Genomic DNA, 16,490 nt, shown 5'->3' with positions numbered 1-16,490 from the left:
AGAAATGTTCAAGATAATCTTCTGGAAATTTGGATATTTTTTAGATGGCTGCGCAGAGTTTGAATGTCTGTGGTCTGTGCAAACGGCTTTGCGGCATGGCTCTGGCTGAGTTTGCCGTATTTTATCGCAATGTAGAGTTCAAAAAAATCTCGCAACGAAGTAAATTCTTGAGCATCTATCTTTGATTGTAGTCTCTGTAGATAGTCACTCGGCCCTTCATGAGGGGCACGTGGCATGCCTTTCTTTGCGAGCTTGTCGCAAAGATTTACGTACAGTCTTTCATACAAGGGCAATTTCTTTGATCGGCGTAGTAGAGGGAGTGCCAAACTCGCGATCGTAATGAGACCGATTGCAAAGATAGTTAATAGAGTTTTTTCCCAGTCTATGCCGTTGAAACCTAAATTATCTAGCAGTTGAGATTGGCGTGTTTGGTTGTAATTTAAGATCCATTGATTCCAAGAGTTATTAATTGCGCTCCAGCGCATCCGCATTTCTCGGCTAAATGCATTTTCATTGATTAAATCACCGACCATACTTGCAAATCCAGTGTTGGATTGAGTCGCTTTGAGATTTTGTGAAATACGTTCAGGTGCAACCGAAGCCGTGGGATCGACTCTCACCCAGCCTTTTTCAGCAAGCCAAACCTCGGCCCAAGCATGGGCATCGGATTGGCGAACTTCGTAAAACTGATCTTGGGTATTGAGCGTACCGCCTTGGTAGCCCGTTACGACTCTGGCAGGAATACCAAGTGCCCGCATTACTACGACAAAAGCACTGGAGTAATGCTCGCAAAAGCCAGCTCGCGTATTGAACAGAAAGTCATCGACGCTATTGCGCCCCAAAAGTGGAGGCTCAAGCGTATAAAAAAATTGTTCATTTCGGAAGAAACTTAAAACTGCATCGATCTGAGACTTTTGGTCTGAATAGCGTTGTCGAATGTCTTGTGCAAAATTTCTTGTAAGTGGATTAAAGTTGTATGGCAAGCTTAAATACGTCTGTAAATATTGTGGATCAGCATGGGAGTTGAGCTTGTAGTTGAGATAGGATTGAACCCGGTAACGCACCCGATTATTAATACCCTCGTCACTAAATAGCTCGCCATTCGAATTAATGCCCGCTAGCTTACCTTCCAAGAACGGGCGTTTGAGCACACTGTCTAGACCAAATAGGTAGTGGGTACCGCTCGGTTCCAGCGTGATTTCTTGGGAAATGGGATCTCCTGATACTTCTAAGTCACGTCCTTCTTTTGTACTGTAATCACGACCTTGCCGCCACTGGCGGCCATCGAAATTACTCAAGACTACGGCGCGCCAATAGAGTTGTGATTTTTCAGGAACTTTGTTTAAGAAGTTGACCCGGAAAACCAATTCTTCCGACATCGCCAATTTGCTGATATTGCCAGGTGACATCGATGTCGATAGCCCAGATCTGGCGGTATTGGCATCGCCAGGTAAGCCCCAGAGTGGCCCTTGAATCCTTGGGAATAGAAAGAAGCTCAGTACGGTGATCGGGGTTGCGATAGCAAGCATAACGATGACTAGCTTTGCGCGTTGCCAAAGGCTAGGGATTTTTTCATGGTATTGAAAGCTGACTTGTGCAAGCAATAGAGCGAAAGCCGCGACCGCCACTTGCATCGCAGTTGCGATGCTTTGCGATTCGAAGAAGCTGGCCAATAGTAAAAAAAAGCCCAAAAATAGAACCACAAACAGGTCACGTTTGGCATGCATCTCCAGCATTTTGCAAGACAACAGTAATACCAACATGGCGACTCCGGTTTCGCGTCCAAAGAAGCTGCGAAATTGCCAGAAGATACCAGCCATCAGTGCTACAGCAATTGGTAATAATACCCATCGAGAAGGAAGTTGTCTGCCGCGCACTGTCAGCCAGACTCGCCACAGCATGACACTGAGGGTGCTGATGCTAATCCATGCGAATAAATTGTTGATATGGTTAAGTATTACCAAAATGCAAGCAAAGACTAGGATTAAAGTATTGCGTTTATCGTTGGCAAAAGCTAGTTGTGATCGACTTCCCAGCTCATCACGCAATTTGGTCTTGAGTCGATTAAGCATGGTGTTGATCCAGGCCATAGGTGGCGAGAGCGGTCAGGCAAGTGTTGCGATGGATTTCACCCTGAGCTGGTGAAAAATTGAGGTTGCCCAGTTTAAAACCGTAATCCAGTTGTTGGCGTTCGGCTTCTAAAATCCAGCTTGTCATACGCGATAAGCGCAATTCTAGATCGATTTGCGAAGATATTAGGGCGAAATCCAGACAGACTTCACCGCCGCTTGCCCCTGCGAACTGTTTGGAAATTAGTGCGCCACCTGCATCGAGGTCAACGCGGGCTATATGTTTCCAAGATAAGTGTTTGAACGGATCTCCAGATTGATAGCTGCGCACGCCGGCAAAGTCTTCATGGCCTGTGCTCTGTGAACTATTGTTGTCGCTAGCATTATCAATACCAACCGGCAGAGGTGGTGGTGTCGCCTCTGGGGATGGAAAAACTAAGATTGTAGTCGCTGGCAACCATGTGCTCCATGCTCGTAGCAGTCCTAACGGGAACCAAGTTTGTAAGCGGATTCTAGGGCACGATAAGTAGCCACGCCGCGAACTTAACGTACGTAATTTAATACTTAGACTGTCGTTTGCGCCGACATCAAAAATTTGCTCTGGACTTTGTTCGTGTAAAAAATTGATGTGGATGGCGTAACGATCCAAATTTTGTGGATTCTTAATATGAATCGGAAATTCGGCAACGTCACCCGCGAAGATGCTTTCGCCTTGTCCCGCCTGTAAACGTAAATATGCCAGATTCCTAAATGTGTATAGAGCATTTACTGCAGCTAAGCCTGCCAGCAGGTAAGTCATACCAAAGCCCAGATTGAGATTGTAGTTGGTCGAGGTTAAAAAAAGCATGACAAGCAATAGCACAAAAGCCAAGCCCGCGCGACTTGGTAAGGTAAATACTCGCCTTTGCTTTAAGATGACCTCGCCCGATTCCGCTGATTTTTCCAGCAGAACGATACGTTTGAATTGGGTTCTCAATTTTTTTAAATACAGCATGGTCTGGCTACTTGGTCGATTCCATCAGCGCAATTTGCATCATGAACTAAACCGCGATCTTCAACATCAATTGTGTCAATAAATCTGCACTGGCATTGGCTTTACTGCTGACTGCTTTGAGTGGTCTCAGGCGGTGGGCAATGACTGGAACCAGCACCGCTTGTATGTCTTCAGGTAAAACATGATCACGCCCCTCTAGCGCGGACCAGGCACGTGCGGCTTGTAAAAGTGCAATCGCGGCACGTGGACTCATGCCCTCAGCAAAAATACCTGCTTCACGGGTGTTTTGCGCTATTTTTTGCAGGTAGTCAATTAGGGACGGCGATGCATGAATTTTTCTGACTGCGGCTTGCGCAGTCACTAATTCTTCGGGGCGCATAATCGCACTCAGGGTTTTTAACAGCGTACGACGGTCTTCTCCCATCAAAAGTGCGCGTTCTGCAGCGGCGTCGGGATAGCCGAGCGAAACGCACATAAGAAAGCGGTCAAGTTGCGATTCTGGTAGTGAAAAAGTCCCAACTTGATGTGTAGGATTTTGCGTAGCGATGACAAAGAAAGGTTGCGGTAACTGGCGTGTTTGTCCTTCTGTACTCACTTGTTGCTCTTCCATCGCTTCGAGCAAAGCGGATTGTGTCTTTGGCGTAGCACGATTAATTTCATCTGCCAATAAAACCTGAGTGAAGATGGGACCAGGATGAAATACGAATTGATTCTTCTCGCGTTCAAAAATGGATACGCCAGTGACGTCAGTCGGTAATAAGTCAGAAGTGAATTGCAATCGATTGAACTGTAAACCCAAAGAAATTGCCAGAGCGTGTGCAAGCGTTGTTTTACCTACCCCTGGTACATCTTCGATAAGCAAATGCCCACCGCCCAATAAACACACCAATGCTTGTTGAATCTGTCGTTCTTTACCGATAATCACTTGGTTCAGTTGTTTTGCTACCTCATGGACTTTTGAAAACATGTGTTTTTCCCATAGAATCAGTGTGCTGGCGATTGCTGAGCGAATGGCTCGCAAGATCGATTAAACTTAGTGTGAAAGACTAGCACAGACGGCGTCTTCTCAAAACCCTCTCTGCACATATTTAATGGTACGAAAAGGTTCGACTATCGCGTTCATAAAATTGCATATTCACACAAATAAGATGACACTGTGATTGGTATTGTAAACCGTCGAGTTAATTGCAAGCTTGAGCCATTGAAGGCAATGTAAAAATCGAATCGGACAAATATGCTGACAAATGAAGTTCAGTGAAGAAAAATAGAATTGAGGACAGGCATGGGGCGACCAGAAAAAATACGATTGGGTGAGATTTTGTTGCAGCAAAAGCTGATAACAGAAGATCAGTTGCAATTTGCTTTGTCCGAGCAAAAGCGTACTGGACGTAAATTGGGACGTTTGTTTATTGAAAATAAATTTGTCACCGAAGATCAGATTTCCGAAGCAATGGCTCGGCAATTAAACATTAGCTTTGTCAATTTAAAGCAGTACAACATCAAAGCGGATATCGTTAAAAAATTACCGGAACTGCAAGCTCGACGATTTCGTGCCATCGTGTTGGAACAGCGTGATAGTGCCTATCTAGTGGCGATGGTCGACCCTACAGATCTGTTCGCCTATGATGAAATCAGTCGCATTTTGAAAAGCGTGATTTATTTGGCGGTGGTGAATGAAAATGATCTGCTTGCTGCCATTGATAATTTGTACCGACATACTGAGACCATTACTGATCTGGCACGCGAGCTTGAACAAGAATTAAGCGACGCCAATGTTGATTTTGGCATGCTGGTTAGTACCGCAGGTGCAGAAGATGCCCCGGTGGTGAAATTGCTCCAGTCTGTTTTTGATGACGCGACTCAAGTCAGAGCGTCCGATATCCATATCGAGCCGCAAGAAAAACGTTTGCAAATCCGATTTCGCATTGATGGCATGTTGCATCTGCAAACCGAGGCGGATATGAAAATTGCAGGCGCTTTAGCGCTGCGTTTGAAATTGATCTCGGAAATGGATATTTCCGAAAAACGCTTACCGCAAGATGGTCGCTTTGTCATCAAAGTTCGTCAACAGCAGATCGATGTACGTATCTCTACCATGCCAACGCAGTATGGTGAATCGGTCGTTATGCGTCTTTTGAATCAGAGTGGTGGGATTTTAAATTTAGACAAAATCGGTATGCCTGCTGATATGTTGGCGCGCTTTCGCGCCATTATTCAACGTCCGAATGGCTTAGTGCTGGTGACAGGACCGACAGGTAGCGGTAAAACCACCACACTATATGGTGCGCTGGCAGAACTAAATCGGGAAGACCGTAAATTGATTACCGTGGAAGATCCAGTCGAGTATCGTCTTCCCCGCGTCAATCAAGTGCAAGTGAATGAAAAAATTGACCTGAGTTTTGCCCGTGTCTTGCGAGGCGCTTTGCGGCAAGATCCCGATATCCTTTTGTTAGGTGAAATGCGGGATCAAGAAACTGCGCAAATTGGTATGCGTGCAGCGATGACCGGACACTTGGTTCTGTCGACTTTGCATACGAACGATGCGATCAGTACACCACTTCGTTTGTTAGATATGGGTGTGCCACGCTATATGATGGGTAGCTCTCTGCAAGCTGTATTGGCGCAACGTCTGGTGCGGGTCGTTTGCGAGAGTTGTCGTAGTCCCCATAGTCTGTCAACGTCTGAGCATGAATGGCTTAGCATTGATATGCAGGAGACGGTAGCTCAGCATCAATACTATAGCGGGCGCGGATGTGGACACTGTAATGGTACTGGTTATCGTGGTCGTATTGGTGTTTATGAATTATTGGAAATGACTAAAGCAGTCGTCGACGCTGCTCATTCAGATGACAATGCTTACTTTATGGATGTGGCAAAACGTCAGATGGGTGGCAAGACTTTGCGTAAGTACGCCATCGATCTGGTGTTGAGCGGCGTGACAACAGTCAGTGAAGCAATGCGGATCAGTAATCAAATTGATGAATAGGGTAAAGCATGCCGTTCTTTGCATATAAAGCCAGAAATTCGCATGGTGAATTGGTTGAAGGCGTGATGGAAGGTGCGGATAGTGATTGGGTCGCTAAACAATTATTTGCTATCGGTATTTCTCCAGTGCAGATTGTGCTGACCAAACAGACTTCTGGGAATCAGGAATTAACTTGGTGGCAGCGCTTGTGGGATAAAAAAGTGCAAGCATTGGACGTGCAATTATTTAGCCACCAATTACACACCTTAATTCGTGCCGGTGTCCCTATCATGCGGGGTTTGACAGGTTTGCAGGAATCCGCCGTGAGCCGTGCTTTTCGTGAAGTCATACGCGATCTGCGTGAATCACTTGATTCGGGACGGGAATTGTCTGCTGCAATGCGGCGTCATCCACATGTGTTTTCGATGTTTTTTATTAGCATGGTCAAAGTCGGTGAAATGACCGGACGCCTGGATATGATCTTTTTGCGTTTGTCTGAGCATATGGAGTTCGAACGTGATATGCGCAATCGGGTGAAAACGGCATTGCGGTATCCGATGTTTGTGATCATCGTCATGCTGCTGGCGATCATTATTGTGAACGTGGCGGTGATTCCAGCGTTTGCCAAAGTCTTTGCCACTTTCAATGCCCAGCTGCCCTTGATGACCCGTTTTTTACTCGGGATGTCACAATTCTTTGTTGATTATTGGCCGCTATTACTGGGTGTGAGTAGTCTCGCTGTGATTGCGTTTCGCCGTTTTTTAGCGACCCGCGGTGGACGTTTTTGGTGGGATAGGCAGATTTTACAGGCGCCGATTTTTGGTCGTATTGTGTTGAAAGCGACCTTGGCACGATTTGCCCGCAGCTTTGCGTTATCGAGTCGGAGTGGGGTGCCAATTGTGCAGGCCTTAACGGTGGTGGCTAGTACCGTGGATAATACTTTTATTGCTAGTCGTGTCGAACAAATGCGTGATGGCGTTGAACGCGGTGAAAGCATATTGCGTACCGCTGCGGCTGCGAATGTGTTTACACCAGTGGTGCTGCAAATGATCGCGGTCGGTGAAGAGAGCGGCGCCCTGGATGAATTGATGGATGAAATTGGCTTGATGTACGAGGGGGAGGTGGAGTACGAATTGAAATCCTTATCTGCGAACATTGAACCCATATTGATCGTATCGCTCGGCATCATGGTCTTAGTGCTGGCTTTGGGTATTTTCTTACCGATTTGGGATCTTGGTAAAGTAGCATTGAAAAGATAAGTGCTTGTTGTATTTCATGGCTAAGTACAGGATCAGTACTAAGCTTGTTTACATTGTTTGATATGATGTACTCAAAGCATTTTAGGCTTAACGTGGCTTTCATTTAAGCTTGATATTTATCCGAGGTAGTTCAACTTTTTAGGAGTCGCTATGCGCAAGCAACAAGCTGGTTTTACTTTGATCGAGTTGATCGTCGTGATTATTATTTTAGGGGTGTTGTCGGCATATGCACTACCGCGATTTGCCGCTTTACAAACAGAAGCTCGCATTGCGAAAATGAATGGTGCACTGGCATCCTTGAAATCTGGCGCAGCTTTAGCCCGTTCGATTCAATTGACTCAGCAGTTAGCTTTGAATAGCGCCATTACTATGGAGGGAGCGTTATTGCCGATGGCTAACGGCTATCCGACGACTGACTTAACTGGTATTCCCGTTGCGGCTGGATTGGCGGCGCCTGATTTTGTTTTGACGACGACGTCGGCGACGGTGTTTACCGTGTCATCTGATATCGATCATGCGGCTTGCGCGGTCACCTATACTGTGCCAGTGGCCGCGGGATCGCCTCCAACTTATAGCAGCGCTGGACTGACAGCAGCAAATTGCGCGTAACGGCTTGACCGTTGCGTGATTGCTGGTGCTGGTGCGGGTTTTACTTGTAAATCTGTGTTGATAGCGTCGGCCTAGGATTGATAGTAAGACCCGAATTATTTTGAACAAAGCCTACGGGTCTTGCTGTTTTATTCCTTCGCTTGGATTATTGGTATTCCTGATGCGAACTCCTTTTCATCGCCGCTTCTTGCTTTCGATTCAGGGCTTTACCATGGTGGAACTGATCATGGTCATGCTGATTGTCGGCATTCTCTCAGCCATTGCGCTTCCCAGGTTTATGAGCCGGACAGAGTTTGATTCACGTGGTTTCTTTGACCAAACGCAAAGTATGATTCGTTATGCGCAAAAGACGGCGATTGCTCAACGTCGTCCAGTCTGGGTGCAAATCAATCAGGTGAATGGCTTGGTCTGCTTGACTTATGCACCAGTGAATCTTGATTGCAGTAGCGATGGTGGCGTCCCGGTGTTATCACCGGAAGATCAAAGTTGGTTTAAAAGAGCCGCGCCTACGGGTGTGAGTTTTGATGTTTCTCGGCAGTTTTCATTTGACGCTTTGGGGCAAGCTGGTGCGGCTATTGCTATCGTGCTGTATCAAGATGGTGCGACCACAATTGGACAAATTCGGATTGAAGCGGAGACAGGCTATGTGCATTAAGCCTGTCTCTATGTCTCCTGTTAGCAAGCGACGACTGATGCAAGTCGGTGTGACCTTGGTGGAACTGATCTTATTTATGCTGATTGTCAGTATTGCTGTGATTGGGGTAACTCGAATCATGAATTTGAGTAGTATCGCCAGTACCGATCCTTTACGTGAAAAACAGGCTTTAGCGATTGGAGAATCTTTGCTCGAAGAGATACAACTGCAGGCGTTCACATTTTGCGACCCTGATGATGCCAATGCAATGACGGCCAATAGTGCTGCCGATTGTGCCAGTGAAGTACAGGGGCTAGCACCAAGCGGAAATGAAACGCGCTATGCGGTGCCACGTTTTGATAATGTTGGCGATTATGCTGGCTTCAAAATGGGAAAGGGCATGGGGGCGGGGCAGGATAAAATTGTAGATATGCAGGGGCAAGTTATCCTAGGCTTGGAGAATTATTCAGTCACAGTGACAGAGCAAGAGAGTTGTGGCGCTGGTTGCATACAAATCGACGTCACTGTCAGTAGCGGTGATCTCAGTGTGATGTTGACTGGCTATCGATATCGTTATGCACCGCGAGCGCTGCCATAGTAGGAAGCATGATGAAATGAATAAAATATTCTCTCGGCAGCAATTGGGCTTTAGCTTAATTGAAGCCATCATCGTGATTTTGATTACCGGCATTTTGGCTGTTGTTGCTGCCAATTTTATCAATCGCCCGATACAACAATATTTGGACGTGGAGCGACGAGCTGCATTGTCAGACGGCGCGCATTCTGCCATCCGCAGGATGTCGCGTGATTTACATTTGGCGTTGCCAAATAGTGTTCGGCAATCAGATGCGAATTGCGTAGAATTTTTGATGACCAAAGATGGCGGTCGTTATCGTTCTGCGCCACCGGGCGATGTATTGACATTTGAAAATGCATCGAGCACGCAATTTGATGTGATTGGTCCTTTGCGAGCAGCTCCGCAAGCCGGGGACTTTATTGTCGTCTATAACTTAGGTATCGCCGGTGCCAACGCTTATGAGGCGAGCTATCGCGGCGTGGTCGCTGCTGCTAGTACCACATCTATTCAATTGGGCTCCGCAATACAAAACCCTTTGGAATCGCCAGCAAATCGATTCTTCGTGCTGTCCGGCACAGCCCCGGCGGTGAGTTTCGTCTGTGATGGTGCGAATACGGATGCGCAAGGAAATGGCACAGGTCGGTTGTATAGAATTTCCAATTATCCGATTTCGCCAACTAGCTGCGCAGATCTTGTGACTTATCCGAATGCGCCTGTGTTAGTCGATAATGTGGCGAGTTGTAGCTTTAATTATGCCAATGGTGTGGTCGAACGTAGTGGGGTCTTGTCAATACGTCTGACGACTAAAACAGCGCATGAGTCGGTCACTATTTATCAGGATGTGAATATCAATAATGTGCCTTAATCGTCAATTGCATCGTCAATCGTGTTTACCCGGTGCTGCTGGGTTTTCTCTGGTGTCTGCGATATTTCTCTTGTTGGTAATTGCTGCATTGGGTGTGTTTATGTTGTCGATCTATACCATGCAACGTAGTACTGCTACGCAAGATGTCCGAGGGGTGTTAGCTTATCAAGCAGCGAAGGCGGGAATAGAGTGGGCCAGCTTTCAGATCTTAACGCCAGAGAATGCCGCGGTCGTGAATAGTCTATTTCCAGGTTGTGTCGCGAACATGGCAGCGGTGCCTGCATTGGCAGGCGCTTTGAGCGGATTTTCGGTCAGAGTTGATTGCCAATTGACCAAAAAAGACGAGGGCGGAAATATCATCCGTGTATATCAGCTCACCGCAACAGCCAGCAAAGGAACAATGCCTTCGAGCGACTATGTAGAACGGCAAATTTCTGCAAGTATCAGTACCTGCAGAAAAGGAACTACTGAGCTGGCAACAGATCCGCCATGTTAGACCTGCGTTATCGATGAATGAGAAATTAAATAAATAATAGGTAAGACTATGTATGAAGAGTCCAGACTAAGTCAGAAGCAAGTCATTGTTCGAGTAGCGATATTTTGCTTGTGCATGCTGCTTAGTCTTATGTCTCACCAAAGCCACGCTCAGACGACGATTGAGTTTAATAGCAATGGTGGGACCAGTGCTACCAATGGACTCCATTTCTACATTGATCGCTCGACAAAAATTCAAGTCAGGCGTTTGAATAATACGGGACAGGTTTATAGTCCAACAGCCTTGCCGCAAACGAATCCTAACAATTTGGATAATGGCGTTTTTATCCGAGCTAATGGATTATTGTATGGGCCATCTCATACTGTTTCGACCTTTAATCCAAGTGGTGGTATGTTTAGCAGTTATAGTATTTCTGCGGCGACACCAGCGAATCCATCTTCTTCAGGGGTTCAACAAACGGCAAATAACTTGCTCGGCATTACTGGTGGGCCACAAGCGACCATCGTTTGGAAATACACCACGCCTCTGGATTTTCTCACAGCTGAAGTGACCTTAACGATCCCCGCAGGATATTCTGTCAGTGCTAGCAACCCCGTACGTTACTACCATGTTTTTGATACGTATTTAGGTGGAAGCGATAGCGGCTGTGGTGTGCTTGTTTCAGGTAGCAATCGTATCGTGGGAACTTACTCTAGCCTTGGTGGTGCCAATCCATGTCCAAATAGTGATGCCTTGCCGTCAGCTGGAACCATCGTCGAGTCTTTCCGTGAGCGCGCCGCGCCCAGTTCGCCATCTGGTGGTGTGGCGCGCAATACTTTTAGTAGTTACTGTGCGGCAGGTTGGCGCACTTTTTTTACGAATGGCGCACCCGATTGTTCGGTTTCTCAATTGACGCAACAGTTTTCGACAACTGGTGCAATGAGCAATACGATCACCAAGACTTTGCAAGATACGGGAATTGGCATCGCCTACGATTTTATTGCGCCTGGGACGTATACCTTTAGTTATGACTTTGTGATTGGTTCAACCGTGGTACCCGATTATGATCATATCGAAATTCGGCATGATGGTAGTGCGACTTTATGCCCAGAAACGCTGAAAGTACTGGCTTGTACTTCGTCCACCGTCCCTTGTCCAGACTTGAATATTGTCAATAGTGGTAATTTGACGGGAGCGATTTCTTTGGCACCCACAGCCACGGGTGTGAGCTACACGCCAACGAGTTTTTCATTAGGATCAGCCAATACGCAACAAGATATCGTGCTGCAAGCCGCTGCAGCTTCGGCAGGAACGTACACGCTCTTTGCCAGTGGCTTGAGCAAGCTTCCATTGAATGGCACGCGCTGTGTCGTTGGCGGCGTAGCGCAAGCAAGTTGTCAAATAACGATCGCCAACACACCTTGTGCATCCAAATTTGAATGCATGGAAACTGGATTGAGCTACAACAATCCTATCACGGCGACCAATCGCAATCCTTTGTATTCTAAGTTAGCGAATGTCGGTTTCCGCTTCGATGTGTTAGCGCTGCAAACTTCTGGGACGGTGGTCAATAGTTATACGGGAAGTGTTGCCGTTGAGCTGATGGAAGAAAATGGTTCACCAGTTTGCAATGTGCCGGTCGCAATCGCCAGTCAAAACTTGACTTTTACAGCTGGCGATAATGGTAGAAAGACTTTGACAGCGGATTTTAATTTGCCTGATGCCTATAAAAAATTACGCTGTCGTGTGAAAGAAAATGTCGCAACGGCACCAGTGACCGCTTGTTCTTCGGATACCTTTACTGTTCGACCTCAATCGTTCACTAGCATTGTTTCAAATGCGAACGCCGATAATGCTGGTACTAGTGTGAGCGCGACACCGATGATCGCTGCAGGAAATAATTTCACATTGACGGTAAATACTGGGACTAAAGGTTACGATGGTTTGCCAAAAATCAATGCCGGTTTGTTGCAATGGTTGAGTGCTCCACCAGTGCTAAGTGGTGGCAAAGCACCACCCGGCACTGGCGTGTTGAGTGGTTCATTTTCGCTCGCAGCCAATGTCACAAATGGTAACGGTGCTAGTGGAACCGCATTTCAATATGGCGAAGTCGGCTATTTTAGATTTCTGCAAAATGGTATTTACGATGATACCTTTATTGCAAATTCGAATTCGGCAGATGTTGTCAATGGTGATTGTATCGCCTCTAGTTTTGCGAATATAGCCGACGCATCTAGCAATCCCCTATTGAAAGGCAGGTTCGGCTGCAATATTGGCAATCCTGCAGTCTCTAATCATTTTGGTCGTTTCATACCCCATCACTTCACGATCAGCGCAAACACCTTGCAAGAGGCTTGTCCTGCGCCACTGCCCAACACGACGTTTTCCTATTTTGGGCAAGATGGTTTTGTGACGAACTTTAAATTGACCGCTGAGAATATCTCGAATTTACCAACCCGAAACTATAGTGCGAGCTTTGTTAAATTCAATGTGAGTAACTATGCCAGCTATAATTTCAGTATGTCCGGTGCGCCTGTCGGAAGTGTCTTAGCCGTTAGCAGCACAACACCTACAGGGAGCTGGTTTGGTGGTGAGGCGACAATCTCGGTCAAGCATCAGATTTCTCGTCCAACAGCTTTGGAGAATCAAACTAGTATTGGCATCTTAGCCGCACCTAGTGATGGTGAAGTTATGGCATCGGTACCTTTCACGATCGCTACTAGTACTCAGCGCTATGGACGAATGAGACTGCAAAACGCTTATGGATCAGAAATGTTGGACTTGCCAGTGCCTTACTTTGCTGAATACCGTAACAACAATTTGTGGCTAAAAAATACGGATGATAGTTGTAGCGCGATTGTGGCGCCTAATGTTGGCAGTGGTGTTATTTTTTATCCCGATAGCGCGACGAATCATTTAATTGCCGGAGAAACCGTGGCAAGTGTCAGCGCCACCGGAAAGCTAGTTGCTGGTGATGCTAAGCTGAAGTTCTCTAAACCTGGCTTAGGAAATGACGGACATCTTGATTTAGATATCCCAGTTAGCCCATGGTTGAAGTTTCCTTGGCGCGGTGGACTGACTCCGATCAATCCGGCGGCTAAATTGAAATTTGGCAGCTACAAGAAATCCAATCAATTTATTTATTTGCGCGAAGTGCATTAGGCGTTTGGTTGTCAATCCATAGTGAGGCTGCACAGTTCAAGTCAAGCGCGACACAGCTTTTCGACAACAAAACAAGATCAAAGATTGACAACAAGCTCTTATTATCTTAACGTCAAGCAATATTGCTGAACTGGATCGATTGCATGGGATTATTCTCAAATAACAAGAAAAATGCCGATATCATGGCAATTCGCCTAGGATACGATGGTCTGTATTCGGCATCAATTCGTCACGTCGCAAATAATTTGCCAAAATTGGAATTTTTATCCTTCTATCCAATGGCGAAGCAAACTTGGCCAAGCTTGTTAGAGCGTCTGGCACGCGAGACTCCTGCCAGACAAAATCAATGCCTGCTGCAATTAAATCCCGCCGAATATCAATGGTTTGCGCTTGATGCGATGAATGTTCCAGACGATGAATTAAAAAACGCGATTCGTTGGCGTTTAAAGGAGCTAGTCGATTATCCAATCGAATCAGCGAGCTTTGATATCTTGCGTGTACCAGGTGATATCAACAATGGCGGACGCAATCAATCTTTGATCGCTATCGTTGCGACAAATACGCATCTACTGCAAAACCAAACCTGGTTTGCCAACGCCAAATTACCTTTGACTTTCATTGATGTGCCTGAAATGGCGCAGAGGAATATCTCGGCTTTATTGGAGCAGGAAGGACGCGGCCTAGCGATGTTGTCATTTGATAGTGATGGTGGATTGTTGACCGTGACTTATGCTGGCGAATTATATTTGTCGCGCCGTTTTGATGTGCGTTCACAAGATCTCTCTAAGCCTGATTTGCCAGAGCGGAACGCCAGCTATGAACGTATTTCTCTCGAATTGCAGCGTTCCTTAGATCATTTTGATCGACAGCATAATTACATAACGACTGCGAAATTAGTGTTGGCGCCATTAGCTGAAGATGCTGAGTCATTGCGGCACTACTTATCAACCAATATGTATTTGCCAGTAGAAGTGTTGAATCTCGCGAGTTTGATACAAATTGATCATATTCCGGACTTAAAAAGTGCGGCTCGTCAGCAAGCATTTTTGCCTGTCATTGGGGCAGCTCTGCGTCAAAAGTTGGGTGCAGTATGAGTCAGCAAATTAACCTCTACAACGGCAGTTTACTGAAACGCAAAAGTGTTTTATCGGCGACGAATTTGTTGATCGTGTTTGGACTGAGCATTGCTACATTGGCGACGGCGTCAGTGGTGTTACGGATGCGAACAGCGGAGATGCAAAAAAGCGCAGCACAATCCAGTTTGCAATTAAAAGAACTAAGCGATCAAGCGGCAATTTCACGTAAGGCGCATTCGACTAAACTTAAGAGTCCAGTATTGGAGCAGGAATTGCGTACGATCGACGCCTTAATGTTGCGACGGCATCAAATTGCACAGATTTTACAAAATAGTGAATTCGGTAACACTGATGGTTACTCCGCTTATCTCATAGCGTTCGCTCGACGAATACCTGAGAATCTTTGGTTGACCGGCTTTAGCGTCGAAGGTGCTGGCTATGACTTAGTGCTGTCTGGACGGACTCTACGAGGTGAGTTGGTACCGCAGTATGTGTCGCAATTAAAGCAGGAAAAAATTATGCAAGGGAAGAGCTTTTCAACCCTGCAGTTAGAACGTCCACTATTGCAGATCGATACCAGCGCTGGTCAACCACGCAAAAAACCAGAGCCAGCGCCCTATTTGGCGTTTCAACTTCATTCCTCAGAATTTAAGTCAAAGGCGCAAGCAGATGGAGTGATGCAACCGTGAAAAAGCAATTCCACAGTTTACTGCAAAAAATCGATGCGCTCAGCGAACGTGAGCGTGGGATTTTATTCGTGTTGTGTAGTATCGGCGTGTTGTTATTGGGTTTTACTTTTTGGCTAGAACCACAAATGAAGTTGCGTAACAATTTGTTGACGCAGCATCAGGCAAATCAAACACAGATTACACTTTTGCAAGAAGAAATGCAGCAACGTAGCGCGGTTTTGAACAGAGACCCAGACATTGAATTACGCGCAAAGATCGAAGAAGCCAAAGTGCGCTTGTTAGCGATGGATCAGGATTTGCTATCACTACAAAAAAATTTAGTGCCAGCCGAAAAAATCGACCTATTGTTAGCGGGAATTCTTAAACGTAACAAATCGCTACAGCTTATTTCTTTAAAAAGTTTGCCAGTGGTGAATTTGGTTGCAACAACCAACGTGAAGGATACCGCGACCACGCAAGCGGAAGCACCACTGTCAACAATGTCGGGCAATGCGGTCAGCATTCAAAATGAGCAGAGCATTTTCAAGCACGAGGTGGAATTGACGCTAGAGGGTAATTATCTCGATATGCTGGCCTACATGCAAGAACTGGAGGCCTTGCCAGAACGAGTTTATTGGAGCCGTAGCAGTTTGCAAGTTTTGGAATATCCAAAAGCGAGTTTACGCTTGAATTTATTTACATTGAGTCTGGAGAAAAAATGGCTCAATCTTTAAAAACCTATTGGCGTCCTGTGTTGTGTTGGAGTTTGCTATTTGTTTTGCCAGTGTCAGTGTTTGCGCAAAATTTGCCAGACCCAACACGACCGCCGGTGAGTCTTCTACAAAGCGATGCTGGTGTGGTCGTGCCAACTGGTCCAATATTGCAATCGATTTTGATATCGCCACAACGTAAGATCGCCATCATCGACGGGCAGACCGTTAAATTGAATGGCAAAGTCGGTAATCAAACTTTGGTAAACATAAGTGAAACTGAGGTCGTGTTGAAAAGTGGAAAACAATTGCAAACTTTGAGCTTACATCCCGACTTGATAAAAAAGAAAAATCGGGCAAGTGCGAAAATGAATTGATGCTGACTGCAGAATAATCAAACCGCAGTCTACATAATCGAGTAAGTGAG

General features: G+C 46.1%; 15 protein-coding genes. 12 read left to right on the top strand and 3 right to left on the bottom strand.

What is annotated here, in order from left to right:
* Nucleotides 1-8 precede the first annotated feature (8 nt).
* The 3 genes from H8K52_RS09550 to H8K52_RS09540 are packed head-to-tail and all read right to left on the bottom strand — an operon-like array spanning nucleotide 9 to nucleotide 4,030.
* Nucleotides 9-2,072, bottom strand: a complete 2,064-nt coding sequence (locus H8K52_RS09550; protein WP_186922666.1) for a transglutaminase TgpA family protein — start codon at nucleotides 2,070-2,072, stop codon at nucleotides 9-11.
* Nucleotides 2,065-3,063, bottom strand: a complete 999-nt coding sequence (locus H8K52_RS09545; RefSeq protein ID WP_186922665.1) for a DUF58 domain-containing protein — start codon at nucleotides 3,061-3,063, stop codon at nucleotides 2,065-2,067. The genes H8K52_RS09550 and H8K52_RS09545 overlap by 8 nt, the downstream gene beginning before the upstream one ends.
* Nucleotides 3,064-3,109: 46 nt before the next feature.
* Nucleotides 3,110-4,030 (bottom strand): AAA family ATPase, encoded by a 921-nt coding sequence (locus H8K52_RS09540; RefSeq protein ID WP_186922664.1) that lies wholly within the window; start codon nucleotides 4,028-4,030, stop codon nucleotides 3,110-3,112.
* 315 nt (nucleotides 4,031-4,345) lie between these two features.
* Between H8K52_RS09540 and H8K52_RS09535 the strand changes: the two genes are divergently transcribed.
* The 12 genes from H8K52_RS09535 (at nucleotide 4,346) to H8K52_RS09480 (ending at nucleotide 16,440) form a co-directional block, all read left to right on the top strand.
* Nucleotides 4,346-6,049, top strand: coding sequence for a GspE/PulE family protein (locus tag H8K52_RS09535; RefSeq protein ID WP_186922663.1), 1,704 nt, complete (start codon nucleotides 4,346-4,348; stop codon nucleotides 6,047-6,049).
* A gap of 8 nt (nucleotides 6,050-6,057) precedes the next feature.
* Nucleotides 6,058-7,287, top strand: a complete 1,230-nt coding sequence (locus tag H8K52_RS09530) for a type II secretion system F family protein (protein WP_186922662.1) — start codon at nucleotides 6,058-6,060, stop codon at nucleotides 7,285-7,287.
* Between the two features lie 150 nt (nucleotides 7,288-7,437).
* Nucleotides 7,438-7,896 (top strand): prepilin-type N-terminal cleavage/methylation domain-containing protein, encoded by a 459-nt coding sequence (locus H8K52_RS21590; RefSeq protein WP_186922661.1) that lies wholly within the window; start codon nucleotides 7,438-7,440, stop codon nucleotides 7,894-7,896.
* A 160-nt stretch (nucleotides 7,897-8,056) separates the two neighbouring features.
* Nucleotides 8,057-8,551, top strand: a complete 495-nt coding sequence (locus H8K52_RS09520; protein WP_246464415.1) for a GspH/FimT family pseudopilin — start codon at nucleotides 8,057-8,059, stop codon at nucleotides 8,549-8,551.
* The gene (locus H8K52_RS09515) at nucleotides 8,541-9,128 is read left to right on the top strand and encodes a type IV pilus modification PilV family protein (protein WP_246464413.1); all 588 of its coding nucleotides are present in this window, start codon (nucleotides 8,541-8,543) and stop codon (nucleotides 9,126-9,128) included. Before H8K52_RS09520 ends, H8K52_RS09515 begins: the two co-directional genes overlap by 11 nt.
* 16 nt (nucleotides 9,129-9,144) lie before the next feature.
* Nucleotides 9,145-9,972, top strand: a complete 828-nt coding sequence (locus tag H8K52_RS09510) for a PulJ/GspJ family protein (RefSeq protein ID WP_186922660.1) — start codon at nucleotides 9,145-9,147, stop codon at nucleotides 9,970-9,972.
* Nucleotides 9,962-10,468, top strand: coding sequence for a pilus assembly PilX N-terminal domain-containing protein (locus H8K52_RS09505; protein ID WP_186922659.1), 507 nt, complete (start codon nucleotides 9,962-9,964; stop codon nucleotides 10,466-10,468). The genes H8K52_RS09510 and H8K52_RS09505 overlap by 11 nt, the downstream gene beginning before the upstream one ends.
* Nucleotides 10,469-10,597: 129 nt before the next feature.
* A complete protein-coding gene (locus H8K52_RS09500; RefSeq protein ID WP_186922658.1) occupies nucleotides 10,598-13,609 on the top strand; it encodes a DUF6701 domain-containing protein in 3,012 nt (1,003 codons plus the stop codon).
* Between the two features lie 143 nt (nucleotides 13,610-13,752).
* On the top strand, nucleotides 13,753-14,703 hold the full coding sequence (locus tag H8K52_RS09495) for a type IV pilus biogenesis protein PilM (RefSeq protein ID WP_186922657.1): 951 nt from the start codon (nucleotides 13,753-13,755) through the stop codon (nucleotides 14,701-14,703).
* Nucleotides 14,700-15,374, top strand: coding sequence for a PilN domain-containing protein (locus H8K52_RS09490; protein WP_186922656.1), 675 nt, complete (start codon nucleotides 14,700-14,702; stop codon nucleotides 15,372-15,374). Before H8K52_RS09495 ends, H8K52_RS09490 begins: the two co-directional genes overlap by 4 nt.
* A complete protein-coding gene (locus H8K52_RS09485; protein ID WP_186922655.1) occupies nucleotides 15,371-16,087 on the top strand; it encodes a hypothetical protein in 717 nt (238 codons plus the stop codon). Before H8K52_RS09490 ends, H8K52_RS09485 begins: the two co-directional genes overlap by 4 nt.
* Nucleotides 16,072-16,440, top strand: coding sequence for an MSHA biogenesis protein MshK (locus H8K52_RS09480; RefSeq protein WP_246464411.1), 369 nt, complete (start codon nucleotides 16,072-16,074; stop codon nucleotides 16,438-16,440). Before H8K52_RS09485 ends, H8K52_RS09480 begins: the two co-directional genes overlap by 16 nt.
* The last annotated feature ends 50 nt before the right edge of the window (nucleotides 16,441-16,490 follow it).

This window comes from Affinundibacterium seohonense (genome assembly GCF_014284305.1).
GTDB lineage: Bacteria > Pseudomonadota > Gammaproteobacteria > Burkholderiales > Burkholderiaceae_D > Undibacterium > Undibacterium seohonense.
This window is presented reverse-complemented; position numbering and strand designations above follow the sequence as displayed.

Bases quoted from the DNA above. Each gene is read 5' to 3' on its own strand.
- H8K52_RS09490 (WP_186922656.1), top strand. From the start codon at position 14,700: ATGAGTCAGCAAATTAACCTCTACAACGGCAGTTTACTGAAACGCAAA.
- H8K52_RS09540 (WP_186922664.1), bottom strand. From the start codon at position 4,030: ATGTTTTCAAAAGTCCATGAGGTAGCAAAACAACTGAACCAAGTGATT.
- H8K52_RS09545 (WP_186922665.1), bottom strand. From the start codon at position 3,063: ATGCTGTATTTAAAAAAATTGAGAACCCAATTCAAACGTATCGTTCTG.
- H8K52_RS09550 (WP_186922666.1), bottom strand. From the start codon at position 2,072: ATGCTTAATCGACTCAAGACCAAATTGCGTGATGAGCTGGGAAGTCGA.
- H8K52_RS09505 (WP_186922659.1), top strand. From the start codon at position 9,962: ATGTGCCTTAATCGTCAATTGCATCGTCAATCGTGTTTACCCGGTGCT.
- H8K52_RS09500 (WP_186922658.1), top strand. From the start codon at position 10,598: ATGTCTCACCAAAGCCACGCTCAGACGACGATTGAGTTTAATAGCAAT.
- H8K52_RS09520 (WP_246464415.1), top strand. From the start codon at position 8,057: ATGCGAACTCCTTTTCATCGCCGCTTCTTGCTTTCGATTCAGGGCTTT.
- H8K52_RS09510 (WP_186922660.1), top strand. From the start codon at position 9,145: ATGAATAAAATATTCTCTCGGCAGCAATTGGGCTTTAGCTTAATTGAA.
- H8K52_RS09530 (WP_186922662.1), top strand. From the start codon at position 6,058: ATGCCGTTCTTTGCATATAAAGCCAGAAATTCGCATGGTGAATTGGTT.
- H8K52_RS09535 (WP_186922663.1), top strand. From the start codon at position 4,346: ATGGGGCGACCAGAAAAAATACGATTGGGTGAGATTTTGTTGCAGCAA.
- H8K52_RS09480 (WP_246464411.1), top strand. From the start codon at position 16,072: ATGGCTCAATCTTTAAAAACCTATTGGCGTCCTGTGTTGTGTTGGAGT.
- H8K52_RS09515 (WP_246464413.1), top strand. From the start codon at position 8,541: ATGTGCATTAAGCCTGTCTCTATGTCTCCTGTTAGCAAGCGACGACTG.
- H8K52_RS21590 (WP_186922661.1), top strand. From the start codon at position 7,438: ATGCGCAAGCAACAAGCTGGTTTTACTTTGATCGAGTTGATCGTCGTG.
- H8K52_RS09495 (WP_186922657.1), top strand. From the start codon at position 13,753: ATGGGATTATTCTCAAATAACAAGAAAAATGCCGATATCATGGCAATT.